The organism is Marinobacter azerbaijanicus (assembly GCF_030250645.1).
Lineage (GTDB): Bacteria > Pseudomonadota > Gammaproteobacteria > Pseudomonadales > Oleiphilaceae > Marinobacter > Marinobacter azerbaijanicus.
Genome location: NZ_JASSVS010000007.1, coordinates 212,913 through 230,399, shown reverse-complemented (window position 1 = coordinate 230,399; position 17,487 = coordinate 212,913). Strand labels below are relative to the sequence as shown.

The 17,487-nt window shown below is 57.6% G+C and carries 18 protein-coding genes; 9 read left to right on the top strand and 9 right to left on the bottom strand.

Annotation, left to right across the window (positions count from 1 at the left end):
- Positions 1 to 114: 114 nt before the first annotated feature.
- Positions 115 to 1,317 (bottom strand): tyrosine--tRNA ligase, encoded by a 1,203-nt coding sequence (gene tyrS / locus QPM17_RS15220; protein WP_285391691.1) that lies wholly within the window; start codon positions 1,315 to 1,317, stop codon positions 115 to 117.
- 306 nt (positions 1,318 to 1,623) lie between these two features.
- Here tyrS and QPM17_RS15215 point away from each other — a divergent pair, with 306 nt between their 5' ends.
- A complete protein-coding gene (locus tag QPM17_RS15215) occupies positions 1,624 to 3,027 on the top strand; it encodes an OapA family protein (RefSeq protein WP_285391690.1) in 1,404 nt (467 codons plus the stop codon).
- Between the two features lie 3 nt (positions 3,028 to 3,030).
- Entirely contained in the window at positions 3,031 to 4,128 is a 1,098-nt protein-coding gene (locus QPM17_RS15210; protein WP_285391689.1) for an anhydro-N-acetylmuramic acid kinase, read from the top strand.
- Positions 4,129 to 4,137: 9 nt separating this feature from the next.
- On the opposite strand, the gene erpA is transcribed toward QPM17_RS15210, so the two are convergent.
- From erpA to argC, 4 genes are all read right to left on the bottom strand, one after another.
- Positions 4,138 to 4,491 carry an iron-sulfur cluster insertion protein ErpA gene (gene erpA / locus QPM17_RS15205; protein WP_285391688.1) on the bottom strand — a complete coding sequence of 118 codons (354 nt, stop codon included), beginning with the start codon at positions 4,489 to 4,491 and terminating at the stop codon, positions 4,138 to 4,140.
- 65 nt (positions 4,492 to 4,556) lie between these two features.
- Positions 4,557 to 5,030, bottom strand: a complete 474-nt coding sequence (locus tag QPM17_RS15200; RefSeq protein WP_285391686.1) for a bactofilin family protein — start codon at positions 5,028 to 5,030, stop codon at positions 4,557 to 4,559.
- A 1-nt stretch (position 5,031) separates the two neighbouring features.
- Complete coding sequence (locus tag QPM17_RS15195) at positions 5,032 to 5,772, bottom strand: DUF6776 family protein (RefSeq protein ID WP_285391685.1); 741 nt, start codon at positions 5,770 to 5,772, stop codon at positions 5,032 to 5,034.
- 9 nt (positions 5,773 to 5,781) lie between these two features.
- Positions 5,782 to 6,819 carry an N-acetyl-gamma-glutamyl-phosphate reductase gene (gene argC, locus QPM17_RS15190; protein ID WP_285391684.1) on the bottom strand — a complete coding sequence of 346 codons (1,038 nt, stop codon included), beginning with the start codon at positions 6,817 to 6,819 and terminating at the stop codon, positions 5,782 to 5,784.
- 133 nt (positions 6,820 to 6,952) lie between these two features.
- Here argC and QPM17_RS15185 point away from each other — a divergent pair, with 133 nt between their 5' ends.
- The 6 genes from QPM17_RS15185 (at position 6,953) to QPM17_RS15160 (ending at position 13,148) form a co-directional block, all read left to right on the top strand.
- Positions 6,953 to 8,737 (top strand): chloride channel protein, encoded by a 1,785-nt coding sequence (locus QPM17_RS15185; RefSeq protein ID WP_285391683.1) that lies wholly within the window; start codon positions 6,953 to 6,955, stop codon positions 8,735 to 8,737.
- Between the two features lie 3 nt (positions 8,738 to 8,740).
- The gene (hemJ, locus tag QPM17_RS15180; protein ID WP_285391682.1) at positions 8,741 to 9,163 is read left to right on the top strand and encodes a protoporphyrinogen oxidase HemJ; all 423 of its coding nucleotides are present in this window, start codon (positions 8,741 to 8,743) and stop codon (positions 9,161 to 9,163) included.
- A gap of 38 nt (positions 9,164 to 9,201) precedes the next feature.
- Positions 9,202 to 9,963, top strand: coding sequence for a bifunctional hydroxymethylpyrimidine kinase/phosphomethylpyrimidine kinase (gene thiD, locus QPM17_RS15175; RefSeq protein ID WP_285391696.1), 762 nt, complete (start codon positions 9,202 to 9,204; stop codon positions 9,961 to 9,963).
- On the top strand, positions 9,951 to 10,634 hold the full coding sequence (gene thiE, locus QPM17_RS15170) for a thiamine phosphate synthase (RefSeq protein ID WP_285391681.1): 684 nt from the start codon (positions 9,951 to 9,953) through the stop codon (positions 10,632 to 10,634). Before thiD ends, thiE begins: the two co-directional genes overlap by 13 nt.
- A 3-nt stretch (positions 10,635 to 10,637) precedes the next feature.
- Positions 10,638 to 11,918, top strand: coding sequence for a glutamate-1-semialdehyde 2,1-aminomutase (gene hemL / locus QPM17_RS15165; RefSeq protein ID WP_285391680.1), 1,281 nt, complete (start codon positions 10,638 to 10,640; stop codon positions 11,916 to 11,918).
- Positions 11,919 to 12,227: 309 nt separating this feature from the next.
- Positions 12,228 to 13,148, top strand: coding sequence for a lipase family alpha/beta hydrolase (locus QPM17_RS15160; protein WP_285391678.1), 921 nt, complete (start codon positions 12,228 to 12,230; stop codon positions 13,146 to 13,148).
- 42 nt (positions 13,149 to 13,190) lie between these two features.
- Here QPM17_RS15160 and QPM17_RS15155 read toward each other — a convergent pair whose 3' ends face one another.
- The 4 genes from QPM17_RS15155 to QPM17_RS15140 all read right to left on the bottom strand — a co-directional run bounded on the left by QPM17_RS15155 (position 13,191) and on the right by QPM17_RS15140 (position 16,292).
- Positions 13,191 to 14,501, bottom strand: a complete 1,311-nt coding sequence (locus QPM17_RS15155) for a tetratricopeptide repeat protein (protein ID WP_285391677.1) — start codon at positions 14,499 to 14,501, stop codon at positions 13,191 to 13,193.
- A gap of 117 nt (positions 14,502 to 14,618) precedes the next feature.
- The gene (locus QPM17_RS15150) at positions 14,619 to 14,996 is read right to left on the bottom strand and encodes a hypothetical protein (protein ID WP_285391676.1); all 378 of its coding nucleotides are present in this window, start codon (positions 14,994 to 14,996) and stop codon (positions 14,619 to 14,621) included.
- Positions 14,993 to 15,697 (bottom strand): anti-sigma factor family protein, encoded by a 705-nt coding sequence (locus tag QPM17_RS15145; RefSeq protein ID WP_285391674.1) that lies wholly within the window; start codon positions 15,695 to 15,697, stop codon positions 14,993 to 14,995. The genes QPM17_RS15150 and QPM17_RS15145 overlap by 4 nt, the downstream gene beginning before the upstream one ends.
- A gap of 10 nt (positions 15,698 to 15,707) precedes the next feature.
- Positions 15,708 to 16,292, bottom strand: coding sequence for an RNA polymerase sigma factor (locus QPM17_RS15140; RefSeq protein ID WP_340366899.1), 585 nt, complete (start codon positions 16,290 to 16,292; stop codon positions 15,708 to 15,710).
- Between the two features lie 254 nt (positions 16,293 to 16,546).
- On the opposite strand from QPM17_RS15140, the gene QPM17_RS15135 reads away from it, so the two are divergent.
- The gene (locus tag QPM17_RS15135; protein ID WP_285391671.1) at positions 16,547 to 17,485 is read left to right on the top strand and encodes a DUF4382 domain-containing protein; all 939 of its coding nucleotides are present in this window, start codon (positions 16,547 to 16,549) and stop codon (positions 17,483 to 17,485) included.
- The last annotated feature ends 2 nt before the right edge of the window (positions 17,486 to 17,487 follow it).

Here is a 17,487-nt window from a genome sequence, read left to right as displayed (position 1 = left end):
TCAATTTCTGACCCGCCTCAGTGGCGTGTCCCTCGAAAGAGATGCGTATTCTACAGAGCTCACTTGAGGTGTCAACGCGCTTTTCAATATTTTCTCAAAAAGCCCGCATTCCGTTCAATCCTTGACCACAACACGGGCAATCTTCTTTTTACCCGCCTGGACAACACAGTCATCGCCGGCCGTGAACATCCGCTCGTCTGTCACCTGTTCACCGTTAATGTATACAGCCCCGCGACCAAACACATCTTTAGCAGCCTTTCCATTGCTTGCAAGATTCGCTTCTTTGAGCAGTGAAACAATGTGCAATTCACCACGCCCGGCCAGGGAAACCTCGACTGTCGGCACATTCTCGGGGATCTCGCCGAGCCCAACCCGGTTACCGGCCGACTTGTGAGCAGTCGCAGCGGCTTCGGCATCATGGAATCGGGTGATAATCTCTTCCGCCAGCAGCTTCTTGTACTCCTGGGGGTTAGCACCTTCATCTACAGCAGCGTGGAATTCTTCCACTTCCGCCAGCGGCCGGAAGCTCAGCAACTCGAAATAGCGCCACAGCAGATCATCCGGCATGGAGAGCAACTTGGTGTACATTTCACCGGGCGAATCATTGACACCCACATAGTTACCAAGAGACTTCGACATTTTCTGAACGCCGTCGAGTCCTTCCAGTATCGGCATGGTAAGAACGACCTGTGGTGACTGCCCATAATGCCTCTGCAGGATCCGCCCCATGAGCAGATTGAATTTCTGGTCCGTTCCTCCCAGCTCAACATCGGCTTCAAGCGCCACCGAGTCATAACCCTGCACAAGCGGGTAAAGAAACTCGTGAATGGCGATCGGCTGCTCGGCGCGATAGCGCTTGGTAAAGTCGTCCCTCTCCAGCATGCGGGCAACGGTGTACTGGCCGGCCAGGCGAATCATGTCTGCCGCACTGAGCTTGTTCATCCAGTCTGAATTGAACACCACCCGCGTCTTCGCCGGATCCAGGATCTTGAACACCTGCTCTTTATAGCTGATGGCATTTTCAGCCACCTGAGCCTCCGTCAGCGGCGGACGGGTCGCGCTCTTGCCGGTGGGGTCGCCGATCATGCCGGTAAAGTCACCGATAAGAAAAATGACTTCATGCCCCAGGTCCTGAAACTGCCGCAGCTTGTTGATCAGTACGGTATGCCCCAGGTGCAGATCAGGCGCTGTCGGGTCGAACCCTGCCTTGATCCTGAGTGGACGCCCTTCCTGCAGCTTCTCAATCAGCGCTTCTTCGGAAATCAACTCATCCATGCCGCGCTTGACTACGGCCAGTGCCTCATCAATAGATGCCATGAACCACACACCCTCAATTCTGATGGTTTGGGCGGGAAGACGGTTACAGACCTCTACAAAAGAAATCTGTGCGTTACCGGCCTCCCTGTTAAAGTATTCCTGCTCAGTTTTTAAACAGGGCCGCATATTTAAGGCGGGGGATTATAGCAACCCTGGCCCAGGAAATCCGGTCCGCGTGCCAGCAACGGTAATGTTTGAAGCTGTCCTGAGCGCATTTTATACGGTAATCTGTTGGACTATACCTGAACAACAGCTTTAATTAGGTAGTACAACCTACCGGAATGCCGATCAAAACGGATGCGACACGTGCTCAAAAAATTTCCAAAAACACATATTACCATCGCCGCTGCGACCAGTGTTGTTGTCGCAGCTGCCATTCTCATGAGCCCAAGTGCCGACGTTGAAGCCAACCGAATGGCCTACGCGCTGGACCTCAATGAAGGCACCGTTACCGAAACGGGCGATACCGGCAACTCCTCTGCCAAACAGGCTTCCAGCAGCGAAAAGCCGGCACACGTTGTGGCCAGTATTGCTGACCAGCCACAACTGCCAGAAGCACTTGATACGGCAGCGGCCATAGCAGAAGCGAGCGAACCTGAGCTCAAGTGGCAGGAGTACAGGATCAAATCCGGTGACACCCTGTCCTCCCTCTTCAGCAGGGCAGGCTTCAACGATGGCATCATGCTTTCGGTGATTCATGGCGACGGCGAGGCAGACAAGCTGCAGCGACTCTACGCTGGCGAAACCATCTCGTTTGCAACCGATGACGCCGGTGAACTGGCTGCGGTTGATCTTCAGCGCAACCTTCTTGAAACCCTTCGGGTCGAAAAGACCGAAGATGGCTTCAAAGGCGAAACCGTGGTACGTGAACCCGATGTAAAACCTGCGTTTGCCTCCGGCATTATTGATGGTTCACTCTATGTTGCCGCCCGCGAAGCCGGCATGTCCGACAGATTGTCTATGGAAATGGCCGGCATCTTCGGCTGGAATATTGATTTCGTCTATGACGTACGCAAGGGCGACCGTTTTGAAGTCGTCTATGAAGAGCTCTACCTGGATGGCGAAAAATTTGGTACCGGCGACATAATCTCGGCCCGCTTCGTTAACCGGGGCAAGGAAGTTGTCGCGTTACGATATAAGGACAGCAATGGCGATACTGACTACTACAGCCCCGATGGCAGCAGTATGCGCAAGGCATTCCTGAGAACACCCATCGATGCTCGGGTTTCTTCGTCCTTTAACCTTCAGCGACGTCACCCGGTGCTGGATGTGGTTCGCCCTCACGAAGGCACGGACTATGCAGCCCCCCCGGGGACACCGATCAAGGCAGCGGGCCACGGCAGGGTGCAGTTTGCCGGCTGGAAAGGAGGTTATGGCCGCACAGTCATCCTCAAGCACGGCGACAACATCACCACCCTGTATGCCCACTTGAGCCGCTTTGGCAAAGGTATAAGCACCGGAACACGCGTGAAACAGGGCGACACCATCGGCCATGTGGGCTCTTCAGGTATGGTGACCGGACCACACCTGCACTACGAATTCCGCGTGAATGGCTCCCCGCGAAACTCGCGGACTGTCAAACTGCCTGACGCCAAACCGATACCGAAGTCTGAAATGGCACGCTTCAGCAAGTTTGCTAATCAGCAGGTAGCCAAGTTTGAGCTTTTCCGGCAGGACTACCAGCAACTGGCCATGGCCGCGGACGAGTAAAACATGGAAGCCTGGATTGGACTGATGTCCGGCACCAGTATGGATGGCATAGATGCCATACTGGTGTCGTTTGAGGGTCAGCGCATCCGGATCCACGCCACCCATACCACTGATTACCCTGCTGATATCCGTAGACGGCTGATTAACCTCAGCCAGAATCGCGGCACCCCTGATGACCTCGGGGAACTCGACCATACGACCGGCTCCCTGTTCGCGCTTGCCGCAACCAGTGTGATTGAAAAATCCGGACTCCCGCTAACATCGATTGCAGCCATTGGCAGCCATGGACAGACCGTCAGGCATCAGCCGGATCGTTCAGCAGCCTTCTCCCTCCAGATTGGTGACCCCACCCTCATAGCGGAACGCACCGGAATAACCACCATTGCTGACTTCCGGCGCCGCGACATGGCGGCAGGAGGACAGGGTGCGCCGCTGGTACCGGCTTTCCATAAAGCATTCTTCAGTGCCTCCGACGAAGATCGCTGCATACTCAATCTCGGCGGCATTGCCAATATCACCCATTTACCTGCAAGCGAGGAGGCTGTCGTTACCGGCTTTGACACCGGACCATCCAACGCCCTGATGGACGCCTGGTGCCAGCATCAGACAGGCCGCGCTTATGACAAGGATGGCGCATGGGCGGAGGAAGGCTCGGTTGACCAAAGCCTGCTGGGAGACATGCTCTCGGACGCGTATTTCTCGCGGCAGCCACCCAAAAGCACCGGTACCGAGAAGTTCAACCTGGAGTGGCTTAAAACATTGCTGAAGCGTCATCCCGACCTGTCCGGAGCAGATGTCCAGAGGACACTACTGGAGCTGACAGCCGTGTCCGTGGCACAGCAGATTCCACACGCTCCGGGTATGACCATCTTTGTATGTGGAGGAGGCGCCAGAAACAGAGTGCTGATGCGGGAACTACAGCGTACCTGCAGCCCGTCCCGAATCGCCTCTACCGCAGAGCTCGGGCTTGACCCACAATGGGTGGAGCCTGCCGCGTTTGCCTGGCTGGCCAGCCAGACACTATCAGGGAGACCCGGAAACCTGCCAGAGGTAACGGGCGCAATTGGAGAAAGGGTTCTGGGCGCGGTCTATTACGCCTGACAGGCCTCGTCAGATGGAAAAGGAACTGCCACAGCCACAAGTGGAACTTGCGTTGGGATTCTGCACAATGAACTGGGACCCCTGCAGCCCCTCCTGATAGTCCACGGTTGCCCCGACCAGATACTGATAACTCATCGGATCAACCAGCAACATCACACCATCTTTTTCAATGACAGTGTCTTCGTCGTCCTGTGCCTCATCAAATGAGAAACCGTACTGGAAACCAGAACAGCCGCCGCCGGTCACAAAAACGCGAAGCTTGAGTTCAGAGTTACCCTCTTCCTCAACCAGTTCGCGCACCTTGGACACCGCGCTGTCACTGAAAAACACCGGTGTTATTGCCTGTTGCTGAACTACACTCAAGTCCGCCTCCGGTCTGCTAGAAAAATAACTGACCTGATTATCATATTCCTGACTAAAACAATCAACTATTCCTTGCCAGGCTCAGCCGCATCGTCATGCTCTTCCGCCTTGTCTTCTTCGGAAGATCGCACGCTTGCGGAGCGCTTGTCGCGGCCAAGAAGGCCTACTGGCTCATTCTGGTGAACCAGACTGCCATTCACCGACGCTCCCATTGCCATCTCGATCAGGTTGTAATAGACATTACCGTGAATGGAGGCTTTTTCGGCCAGTTCAAGATGCGTAGAGGCGTAGACGTCCCCATGTACGGTCCCGTTGATAATGACATGGGGTGCGACAATATCGCCCTCAACAGAACCCACCTCCGAGATTCTCAGAACCGCGTCGCCTCCCTCTTCCGCGACCACCCTGCCCCGGATCGTACCATCGACGTGAAGCCCGCCGGAGAAATGCACATCCCCCTCCACCGTCGTCCGGGAAGAGACAAGGGTGTCAAAGTGCCCGCTGGGGCGACGCGGTTTCTGTTTCTTCTTGCCAAGCATGTCAGTTCTCCGTCAGTTCATCCCAATCAAATGTGCGTTCGGCCTGGGACGATTTGCTGCCTTCGGCACGGGCCACCACCTGCAGTTCAAGGGGCTCAAAGCCATCGGGCACCCGCAGCACGCCCTCTATATCCTGGAAGTACCGGAAACGGAACTTTACTCCCAGGTCGTCGATATCGTCAGAAAGGTCCCGCAGAGCGATCACTTCCTTTTCGTTATTGCGTATGCCGATGACGTTCACCGCCACCACACCTGAAATATAACTCTTGTTATCACCCACCTGAGTCAGTACCAGCTTGAAATTGTAGACACCCTCCTGCCGCGCACTCTGCATAGCGAGTCGGTCAACCTGTAACCCCTTGCTGGTTTCCGAGGGAGCCATAATGTTTTTATAGAAGGTCAGGTCGGCTTTCAGTGATGCAATCTGCGTTTCCAGATCAACGATGGTTCTGCGGGCCTGATTGAGCGCCTGGGCGTCAATGCTACGACCCCGCTCAAGGTTCACCAGCTGCTGACTGGCTTTCCTGTTCTGGTCCCGCAGCTGATCTACCTGCTCTTCCAGGCGATCGCGGGACTCCTCAGCGGTCGAAAACCGGAACCCGCCCTGGGCCATGCCGGCCACATAGCCAACCACTGCGGCGGAAATGGAGAAGGTCAGCAGTATCAGGGTACGGCGGAGCCGGTAGCCCGGCCGATGCCTGATTACGACGTACTCTTCAGCGGGTTTTCTGGATTCACTCACTGGACGGACCTATGGCAGCAACGCGGGCGCTTCCAGCCCCATGGTTTCCTGCAGACCGAACATGATGTTCATGTTCTGGACAGCCTGACCCGCGGCACCTTTTACTAGGTTATCGATAACCGATGACACGATAACGATATTGCTCTGTTCCTGCCGATGGAGCGCCATACGGCAGTTGTTGGCACCACGGACACTGCGTGTTTCCGGGTGACTGCCAAATGGCATCACGTCCACGAAAGGTTCGTCACGGAACCGCTCTTCGTAGAGCGCCTGCAAGCGGTCAAAGTCGTCAGGATTACGCAGTTCGGCATACAGGGTGGCTTCGATACCGCGAATCATGGGAATCAGGTGCGGCACGAAGGTGACACCCACATCACTGCCAGCAGCCTGCGACAGGCCCTGGCGAATCTCCGGAAGATGCCGGTGGCCAGACGCGCCATAAGCCTTGAAGCTCTCACCAACCTCGCCGTGCAGCATCCCGATCTTGCCCTGCCGCCCGGCCCCACTGGCACCTGACTTGGCATCGGCAATCAGCCGTGAAGGATCAACCAGACCACTCTCCAGCAATGGCAGAAAGCCCAACTGAACCGCTGTCGGATAACATCCGGGGTTGGCCACCAGCTGAGCATTGACAATCTCGCCCCTCACCACTTCGGGCAGGCCGTAGACCGCCTTTTCTGCCCACTCCGGACTCTCGTGGGGCATACCATACCAGTTGGCCCAGACGTCAAGATCCTTCAGGCGGAAGTCTGCCGAAAGGTCTACAACCCTCGCACCAGCGGCCATCAGCTCCGGCATCATGCGCATCGCAACGCCATGAGGTGTTGCAAAAAACACCAGATCACAGGCTGCCAGGGTCTTCACGTCAGGTTCTGAGAAAGCCAGGTCGTAATGGCCGCGCAGGTTCGGGTACATGTCGGCAACCGGCATGCCCGCCTCAGAGCGCGATGTGATACAGCTCACCTTTGCTTCCGGATGAACCGCCAGAATCCTCAGAAGTTCGACACCGGTATAACCGGTTCCACCTACAATGCCTACATTTATCACCAGTTACTCCAGCTGAAATCAGGTTCCTGAAAGCCCAATAGTCTAACATGATAAACCAATGACTTATTGCAGCCCGACCAACGCTGGTTACAATATCGTCAGAAAACCACTCACCTCCGGAAAACCGGCGTTCATGCGTAAATTCTGGCACAAGACCACCGAGAACCTGATCCCTGTTTTCCGTCGCCGGCTCTCCGGCGTGGACGCTTTACCACAACTGGCGGTTCTGGGCCTGCTGTCCGGGTTGTTTACCGGGGGCGTTATCCTGATATTCCGATTCGCCATCGAATGGCCGCTGGAATATTTCCTGCCGGGAGAAGGCTCCGAATCCTTCGAAGAACTCCACATCCTGACCCGGGCAGTCCTGCCCCTTGCCGGTGCCGTCGGGCTCGGCGTCCTGATGCATAACCTTGCCACTCATGATCGCAAGGTAGGCATCGTGCATGTCATGGAACGCCTGAATTACCACCAGGGCTACATTTCCATCCGCAGTGCACTGGTTCAGTTCGTGACCGGTGTCAGTACGGTTGTAACCGGCCAGTCGGCCGGTCGGGAAGGACCGGCAGTTCATTTGGGCGCCGCCTTTTCGAGTCTCATGGGCCAGTGGATGCGACTACCCAACAACAGCATCCGGACACTGGTTGCCTGTGGCTGCGCTGCTGCCATCTCTGCCTCTTTCAATACGCCCATTTCCGGCGTCATCTTCGCCATGGAAGTGGTGATGATGGAATACACCATCGCCGGCTTTACGCCTATCATCCTGGCATCGGTAACCGCAGCGGTGGTGAGCCAGGCGGTGTACGGCTCAGAGCCGGCTTTCAGTGTGCCTCCGCTGACCATGAACTCGCTGATGGAAATACCGTGGATCATCGTGATCGCCATTATTATCGGGGTTGCGGCAGCAGCATTTATACAACTGGTGGATACCACTGGCCGGCATCACCACCGCCCGGTACTTCTGCGACTGACTGTGGCGGGGCTTCTCATGGTGCCATTCGCTGTGGTGGTGCCGGAAGTTATGGGCATCGGCTACGACACGGTCCAGTACACCATCGACAATCAACTGCCGTTCTGGCTGTTACTAGGTGCCGGCGTCGCCAAGCTGATTATCACATCGGTCACCCTGGGGCTGGGCATGCCCAGTGGCGTTATCGGCCCCACCCTGTTCATGGGGGCCACGCTGGGTGGTGCCATGGGCTTAATTGGTGCACAGGTTTTCCCCGATACGGTTTCATCCGTGGGTTTCTATGCCATGCTGGGCATGGGGGCGATGATGGGAGCCGTGCTTCAGGCGCCGCTTGCGGCACTCATGGCACTGATGGAACTCACCAGAAACCCGAACATCATCCTGCCGGGCATGCTGGTCATCACTACCGCCAGCCTGGTAACCAGCGAAGCATTCGGCAAGAAATCCCTGTTCCTGACCATTCTCAAGAGCCAGGGGCTCAGCTATCAGAATTCCCCGGTTATCCAGGCCCTGAGGCGGGTCTCGGTGGGCGCAATCATGGACAGGAGCATCCTTCGTACCGAACGCTTCCTGTCCAGGGATGAGGCCGTAAAGGTCCTGAAATCAGAGCCCAAGTGGCTGGTGGTTGAAGGCAGCAGCGGTCCCACCGCGCTGTTACCCGCCGTGGATCTGGCACGCTACCTGGAAGATACCAAGCCGTCAGGCGAAAGTGGCAGGGAAGATGAACAAGAAGCTCCGGAGCAGATTGACCTTATGGACATCCCCGCCAATCGCCGGGATATTGCTCCGGTGCAGTACCAGGCAACGCTGGAAGAGGCACTGAACCAGTTTGAGCACACCAGTGCAGAAGCTCTGTATGTTCAACGTCACGTCGCTCCCATGATTCAGCGCGTATACGGCGTGATTCTGAAATCCGATATCGAAAGCTACTACCAATACCGACGGAGTTAACCAATGCTGTGGGTCAAAGCCCTGCATATTATTGCAATGGTGTGCTGGTTCGCCGGCATCTTTTACCTGCCCCGGCTGTTTGTCTATCACGCTGCCTGTGATGATGAACCCGGCCGCGAACGCTTCAAGATCATGGAGCGCAAGCTCTACCGGGGCATCACCACACCGTCCATGATAGCGACGGTCGTTTTTGGACTCTGGCTCATCAGTTACAATGTTCAGGGTTACATGAGCCAGGGCTGGCTGCACGCCAAACTGCTGCTGGTGGCTCTGCTGATCGGCTACCACTTCTACTGCGGCCACCTGGTGAAAGTGTTCCGCGACGACAGAAACACCCGCAGCCATGTGTTCTATCGCTGGTTCAACGAGGTCCCTGTCCTGATCCTGGTTGCCGTTGTTATTCTTGCTTCCGTAAAACCATTCTGAGGAGCCTGACCATCAAACTTCATCACCGCCCTCACGTTCTGATTATTTCCGGCCTTGATCCCTCGGGAGGAGCCGGCATTCAGGCCGACATCCAGGCCATTACCGCACTGGGCTGCCACCCCCTTCCGGTGCTCTCGTGTCTGACCGTGCAGGACACCCGGAATGTCTACAATGCCACCGCAACGGACCCGGAGATTGTTCGTCAGCAACTGCAATGCCTGGCAGCCGACTCTCCTATTCACGCCATAAAGACCGGCGCCCTGGGCAATGCCGATGTGGTGGATGTACTTGTGGATTTCCTGGCCGGGCATCCGGACATTCCGCTAATCACCGATCCGGTCATCAAGGCTGCCGGCGGCGGCGATCTGGCGGACGAGGCGCTGATTGAACGCATGAAGCAGCGCCTGTTCCCGTACGCAGAAATCATTACCCCCAACAGCATAGAACTGGCACTGCTGGGAGGCGATGAGGACGCTGCCCGCGCGGCTCACAATCTGCTGGAGTCAGGCTGCGAGTCGGTACTGGCGACAGGCGGGCATGGCGAGGGCGATGAAATCATCAATTCGCTTTACTACCGCGACCAGGATCCGCTGCACTTCCACATCGAGCGTATCGGAGGCGAATACCACGGCACCGGCTGCACCCTGGCAGCCTCAATTGCTGCGGGCAGAGCGTCCGGGCTTTCGGCGCGCGCCTCTATTGCCCAGGCCCAGAACTACGTGCTGCGCGCCATTCGGCACGCACTCAAGGTAGGCGAAGGCCAGCCGGTACCAGACCGGGGCATCCCATGGGAGAGTTGAATAGCAAGGGCCTGCGCCCCGGCCTCTATGCCGTTACCGACAGCCATCTGTTGCCGGCAGACAAGCTGCTGACGGCGGTGGAAGCCGCCCTGCGTGGTGGCGCGGTACTGGTGCAGTACCGCGAAAAGGCCGCACCCCAACCCGAGCGGCTCAGACAGGCCCGGGATCTGGTTGCCCTGTGCAATAATGCCAGGGTTCCGTTGATTATCAATGATGACCCGGAGCTGGCCAGACGCTCGGGCGCTGCGGGCGTGCACCTGGGGCAATCGGACAGCTCCCTGGTTTCAGCCAGACAACTGCTGGGGGAACATGCGATCATAGGAGCAACGTGTCACTCCGATCTGGAACTGGCTGCCACTGCAGATCGTGACGGCGCCGATTACCTGGCGTTCGGCCGGTTCTTCAACTCGAAAACCAAACCGGACGCCCCCGTCGCGGACGTCTCGGTACTGGCCCGGGCCAGGCATTTCGGCAAGCCGGTTACCGCCATTGGTGGCATTACCACGGACAACGGCGAAGGCCTGATCCGCGCCGGTGCCGACCTGTTGGCAGTGGTCGGCGGCCTTTTCGATGGTGACCCGGCCTCCATTGAGGAGCGCGCGCGCCTGTTTAGCAGGCTGTTTGCCGCCCATCATCCACTTTTTCCATCTTCCGTACACCAGGAGTCCTGAACCATGACCCAGTCCGAAACCCTATTTGCCGAGGCTCAGAAATACATTCCCGGAGGGGTCAACTCTCCGGTCAGAGCCTTCAGGGGAGTCGGCGGTACCCCGCTGTTTTTCAAGCACGCTGAAGGCGCCTACCTGTTCGACGAAGACGACCGTCGCTACATTGACTACATCGGTTCCTGGGGCCCGATGATCCTAGGCCACGGCAACCAGACCATCAAGGATGCACTGCACGCCCAGGTGGATCAGGGCATTGGTTACGGCGCCCCTACCGCCCTGGAAACCGAAATGGCAAAGAAGGTCTGTGAGCTGGTGCCGTCCATCGACCTGGTGCGCATGGTGAACTCCGGTACCGAGGCCACCATGAGCGCGGTGCGCCTGGCACGGGGCTATACCGGCCGCGACAAGATCGTGAAATTCGAGGGCTGCTACCACGGCCACGTGGATTCACTGCTGGTGAAAGCCGGCTCCGGCGCCCTTACCCTGGGCGTGCCCAATTCCCCGGGAATTCCCGCAAGCCTTGCGGAACACACGCTGACCCTGACCTTCAATGATATCGACAGCGTGCGGGAAACCTTCGCGAAAATGGGCGACGAGATTGCTGCCATCATCGTGGAACCGGTTGCCGGCAACATGAACTGCATACCGCCAGTGCCCGGCTTCCTGGAAGGCCTGCGGGAAGTATGTGACGAGCATGGTACGGTACTGATTTTCGACGAAGTCATGACCGGTTTCCGGGTGTCCCTCGGCGGCGCCCAGAGCTTCTATGGTGTAACCCCTGACCTGACCGCGCTTGGCAAAGTGATCGGCGGCGGCCTGCCAGTAGGGGCTTTTGGGGGCAAGCGGGAGATCATGGAACACATCTCGCCCCTAGGCCCGGTGTACCAGGCTGGCACACTAAGTGGCAACCCGCTGGCCATGTGCGCCGGACTGGCAACACTCAATGCCATCTCGGAACCCGGCTTCCACGACCGGTTAACCGAAAAGACCAACGCCGTCCGTGACGGGCTGAAGGAAGCTGCAAACAGCACCGGCATTCCCCTGGCGGTGCAAAGCGCTGGCGCCATGTTCGGCTTCTTCTTCACCGATGCACCTGCTATTACCCGCTTCGACCAAGTGATGGCGTGCGACGTGGAACGGTTCAAGAAGTTTTTCCAGGGGATGCTTAAAGAAGGTGTCTACCTTGCACCGTCTGCATTCGAGGCTGGCTTCACCAGCGCGGCCCTGACGGATGAAGACATCAACCAGACCATTGAAGCGGCACGCAGGGTCATGGCCACGCTCTGATCCTCAATCTGTGGCCCTGAAAGACATGTCTTTCGGGGCCACGCACATGAACCGCGTCACACTTCTGCACCAACTACCCTGCCCCGTCCTCTCCTGCCGTTGACTTATGCCCACCCCTGATCGAATTATGTTCACATCTCATACAAAGAGATGCACTGACTGCGACCATCTAACAATCACAAGACAGAAGTCAGCGCACGGAAGCCATGCAGTACTGCCTTGGACTGCCCCTGATGCAGTAATCGGCACAACCTGTTAGGTCGAGCCGCAGTTTGACAACAAATACAACAGCAAACTGTAGGTGCAACAATGAAACAATGGACCAAAGCATTGGCCATGCTGATCGTGCTGGCATGGTCGGCGCCCTCAATGGCCTGGTGGTGGGATTCCACCCCGTCCGACTATACCGACACCCGCTATCCTGTGGTGCTGGTTCACGGCATGTTCGGCTTCGATTCGATCGCCGGCGTGGATTACTGGTATGGCATCGCCGAAGATCTGCGCAAGTATGGCGCTGATGTCTATACCACCCAGGTACCCGCGCTGGACAGCACCATCGCCAGAGGCGAGGCATTACTTCCCCAGATCGCATCGATTGCAGCCATTCACGGCAAGGTAAACCTGATTGGCCACAGCCATGGCGGACCGACCGCGCGTTACATCGCCCGGGTACGGCCTGATCTGGTGGCATCGGTGACGTCTGTTGGCTCACCCCACAAAGGGTCGCCGGTAGCGGACCTGATCTACGGCTCCCCGGCTGAAAGCCTGGCGGCATCGCTGGGCAACGCCCTCGGCGGGCTGATCGACCTGCTGTCTGGCGGCGGTTACAACCAGGATCTGCGCTCCAGCCTCTACTCGCTGACCGCCGAAGGCAGCGCCGAATTCAACAACTTTGCACCAGCTGGAGTACCCGCCACCGCTTGTGGTGAAGGCGCCTATTCAGCGAACGGCGTGCGCTTCTATTCCTGGGGCGGCACCGGCGTGCTGACCAACGTTCTCGACCCCTCGGATGCCCTGCTGGGCACAACAAGCCTGGCCTTCGGTTTCAGCGCCAATGACGGCCTGGTAGGCCGTTGCAGTAACCATTTTGGCAAGGTGATCCGCGACAACTACTTCATGAACCATCTGGACGAAGTGAATCAGGCGCTGGGTCTGCACAGTCTCTTCGAAACGGATCCGAAAACAGTGTACCTGCAACAGGCCAACCGGCTCAGAAACGCCGGCCTCTGATTCCTGACCATCCCGGCCGGGAACGGATGCCCGGCCATGCCATCAGAACCCCACTTCAACACCAACCATCGCCTCGCGTCGGCTGTAATCGTATCGCTCGATAGTGCTGCGGTTGTTCAGCATGCTCCACTCCGCCAGCACCCGCCACCGGCCGGCCAGGCGATACTCCACCAACGCGAGCCCCCTCAGACGACGGTCTGTGCGGCGTTCGGAATTCACATCGGTACCCGATAACAGCAGGTGATCATCCCTGTAACGGGAATAACGGACATCGGCCCTGGCTGCAAAGGATAACCTGGTGGAGACATAGTAACGGGCCTCGGCTGACACAAGGTTGCGTATGGGTGACACGCTGAAGAACTCCTGTTGGGTTGCCAGATCCGTGCGGTCGTTGACCTCAAGCTGATACTGACCACGGAAGACCCAGCTCCCCATACCCTTTTCGGCGCTGGCACCCACTCGCAACATTTTGCCGTCATAGGCGCTGAAGCCACTGCCGCCATCAATGGCAGACACCGAACCGGTCACCGTGCAGTCATATTCCGAGGCACCAGTGTTCAAAACACAATTATCGAGGGTATAGGCCGCTTCCAGCCGGATCTGACGCTCAAGAACCTCTCCCCCAAACCAGGAACCTGCCAGACTCACGGTAGAGGTGAGCTCGCCCGCTCCAACCTCTTTCAACCAGGAGGCGCCCGTGCTCAGGTAGCTATTATCGAATTCGTCGTGACTGGGATATTGGCGGGTATAGGCAACACCGTGCAGGCTCACTCCGCCGGTTCCCACGCGAAGGTTTCCGACGGACAGCAGGTCCACAAAACCGCCAGCCTGATTACTTGAGGCATCATCCGGTGTTCCGGCGATATTGTCGTCATAGCCGCCAACAACCGAGAAATAGCCACTGCCATAATTAACATCACGTCGGCGGCGTGGTTCAGCCTCATCAAGCTGGCGAAGCGCCAGCGCCCGGACTTTTTCCGGGGAATCCGGGCCAGCCGCCTGCTCAAACCATTGACGGGCCGCCCGGTTTTGCCCTGCCGCGCGCTTGACCAGGCCCAGGTTGTACTTCGCCAGTGGCCCATGGGGCGTGTCCAGCAGTTCCCTGAAAACGGATTCGGCCGGCCCATACTGCCCCAGTCGGAAGTAGACAACACCAAGATTATAAAGCAGCGACGGGTTGCTCAGCCCGTCAGCCCTGGCACGCTCGAAATAAGCCCTGGCCTGAGCCAGCTCGCCCTTGCTGAATGCCTCCACGCCGGCCTGAAAGTCCGGGTGTTCGGCTGAATCCTTCGCCATTAAAGCAGGTGCCCAGATTACCAGGGCAATAAAAATAACAAACCGTGAAAGCTGCAAGCCTTACTCCGAGCATACCGTGTGATGTCCGCACAGGAACGACAAAGCAGGGAGTATAGCAAGGGACGGGCTCATTCGTAGCAGGGTGAGACTTAACCTTGAAGCTTGATGCCCGGGTCAGGGTAACTCGGGCCGTTCAGGACGCTGGGATACATCAGGACGTTCCGGTTTCTCAGGGCGCCCGCGCTCCTCGTTGCGCTCGCGAACCTCCCGTGCCCGCTCTGCCGCCGCTCTGGCCGCTTCACGCCCTGCCTCCCTTGCCTCGCGGGCGCTGCCGTTACCAGCAGGCTTCCTTACCTTGCCCTCCCGGCGCTCCAGGGCTACCGGTTCACGCAGCTCAATCTCGCGGACCACGGATTCAGTCAGGTCGGCATCGTCTGTGACCATCCGCATGGTGACCCCCAGATCATCCTCTGCGACGGCCATGGAAGGCGCTGCCATCAGCAATCCAAGGCAACCAGAAACAGCAATGCCGCGCCAGATACCGGGTGTCATGATGAGGGCTCCGGGTTTGCATTCACGCCCATACCAGTGAGGTTAGTGCGGAAGGTCTTTTTTCTGCGTCCGTCGTCGAGATGGGCCACAAGCTCACCCTCGCCCGAAAACAGGATATTGAGTGGCAGGTTTACCACGTTCTCCCCTTTATCCAGGTCCACTTTCCAGCTCAGCCTCTGATGCCCGGGGTAATCCGAAACCTCCACGTGAGGCGGCAACTCCACCGTCAGAGTCACCCCTTCCAGCGCTTCCGTGGCGCTGAATGCAAGCCGGACATTGCGGGCAACCGGTTCGGCAACCAGGGTAGCCTCAGTGGCTGCCTGTTCCGCTGGGGAGAGCGCCAGATCAGCCTCGCCCCCCGGGCCTGAATTCCACCCGAAGCCCAGCGCAATGCCTACCACCAGAGCCGCTGCAATGGCGCCTCCGGCCATGGGCGTGCTCCAGCCAGAGCTGTGAGATCCAGCTCTCGCTCGCGCGTCCCTGCCGGTCGCCGCGCCCAGGACCCGCTCCTCGAAGCCGGGCGATGGAGCCGGCACAGACTGGCTCTCGTGCAACGAGTCGAAAATTGCCTGTTCATTGTACGCGGCAATGGAACAATCTTTACACCGGGCAATATGCTGCTCCATGCGGCTGGCCTGGGCCGCAGAGAGTTCGTTCCTGACCCAGGAACGCAGATTGTTTTTACACTCGTTACACATCATTTCCATCACCTCATTGTTCCACACGCCCGGTCTGCTGAAAAAGTTCCGGTCTCTCCAGCAGTTTTTTCTTGAGCGACGCCCGACAACGATGAACCCTTGATTTGACCGTACCCACCGGTATTTCCAGCACCCTTGCAATGTCCTCCTGGCTCCAGCCGTCCACATCGTGCAGCAGCATCAGCGTGCGCATATCCGGTGACAGTTCCCGGATGACAGAGTCCATGATCGGCTTCAGGCGTTCGGCGCTGATCTGTTCTGCCAGCTCCGGCACATCCGCCGCGTAGGAATCGAGAAACGTGGCCTGCTGCTCCGGCTCGGCCACATCGCTCACCGGCCTGTCCGCGCGGCGGCCTTTGCGCCGGACCTGATCAATAAAGTGCCGGTACAGCACCCGGTTAAGCCATGGCCGCAGCTGTTCTATGCCCTCCAGTTCGTCAAGATGGGGATAGAGTTTGACCACGACATCCTGCACCAGATCCTCCGCATCCTGCTGTTGCCCCGCCAAGCGGAAGGCAAAACGGTACATGGCCTCGAGATGCGGCTGGACCAGCTTTTCGAATCGCGCGGGCCTTGCAGGCCTTCTGAAAGGTATCAATACCAAAATACGAACCCGTGGATATTCATTAAAGCTGGCTTATACCAGAAAAAGTGCCGCAAAGCGCTGAACCCGACCACTGATGCCGAAATTCCAACCTGAACGCTTTGTAACACAACAGACCGGAACCTGTGACCGAAACCCAGCGTTGTACCCCCAGGCATCGGACTCCGCTTGAGGGTAAAGGAAGCCCGTTATTCTACCAACAAAGTTGGACAAGAGTTCATTCAACAGACAGTACCCGGAGATAGTTTATGAACAACGCATTGATCAAGGGTTTTGGTATCACTGCACTGGCAGCAGCTGTTGCAGCCTGTGGTGGAAGTGGAAGCGACGACACGGCAACCGGAACCGCGTCCTTTGACGTGACCGACGCGCCGACAATGGAATTGGCCAAGGTTGAAATTACCTTTACCGGGCTTTCTGTGAAGCCAGCCGACGGCGAAGCCATCGAGTTCACCTTTGATGAAGCCAAAACACTGGATCTTCTGACCCTGCAGGGCGGTGACAGCGCTCCGTTGCTGGAAGATCAGGAACTCCCTGCCGGTGAATACGAGTGGATCCGGTTGACCCTGGATCTCGATAACTCATTCGTTTATGAAACCGAGAACCCGGACGCGCCTCTTACACTCTTCGTTCCATCAGGCGCCCAGACGGGCCTGAAGCTTGTCAGTGGCTTTACCATTGCCCAGGGTGGCGAAAACAACTTCACCATCGACTTTGATGTGCGCAAATCCATCGTTAATCCGCAAGGCAAGGGCGTTGCAGACTACTTCCTTAAGCCGGCATTGCGCCTCGTGGACAACCTGGAAGTCGGTTCAATCACCGGCCAGGTGGATTACGCTACCATCAACCAGGCCCGTGGAAGCGACGATACAGAAGACGCACTGGCTGACTGCGACTATGAAGGCTCAGTGTATGTTTTCGAAGGGGCAGATGCAGAGCTTTCGGACCTGAATGTGAACAACGAGGAAGGCAACCCTTTGATGGTCGTGCCTGTCGAGCCGGATAGTGAAAGCGGCCTTTACAGTTACAAGGCCGCATTCCTGACCGAGGGGAACTACACCGTCGCCTACTCCTGTCAGTTGGATGACAACGAGCAGGACGATACACTGGAATTCGACGGAAAGCAGACTGTAGCCGTGGAAGCTGGTGTTGAAACCGAAGCGGAAACCATCCCGCTGGCTCAGTAATA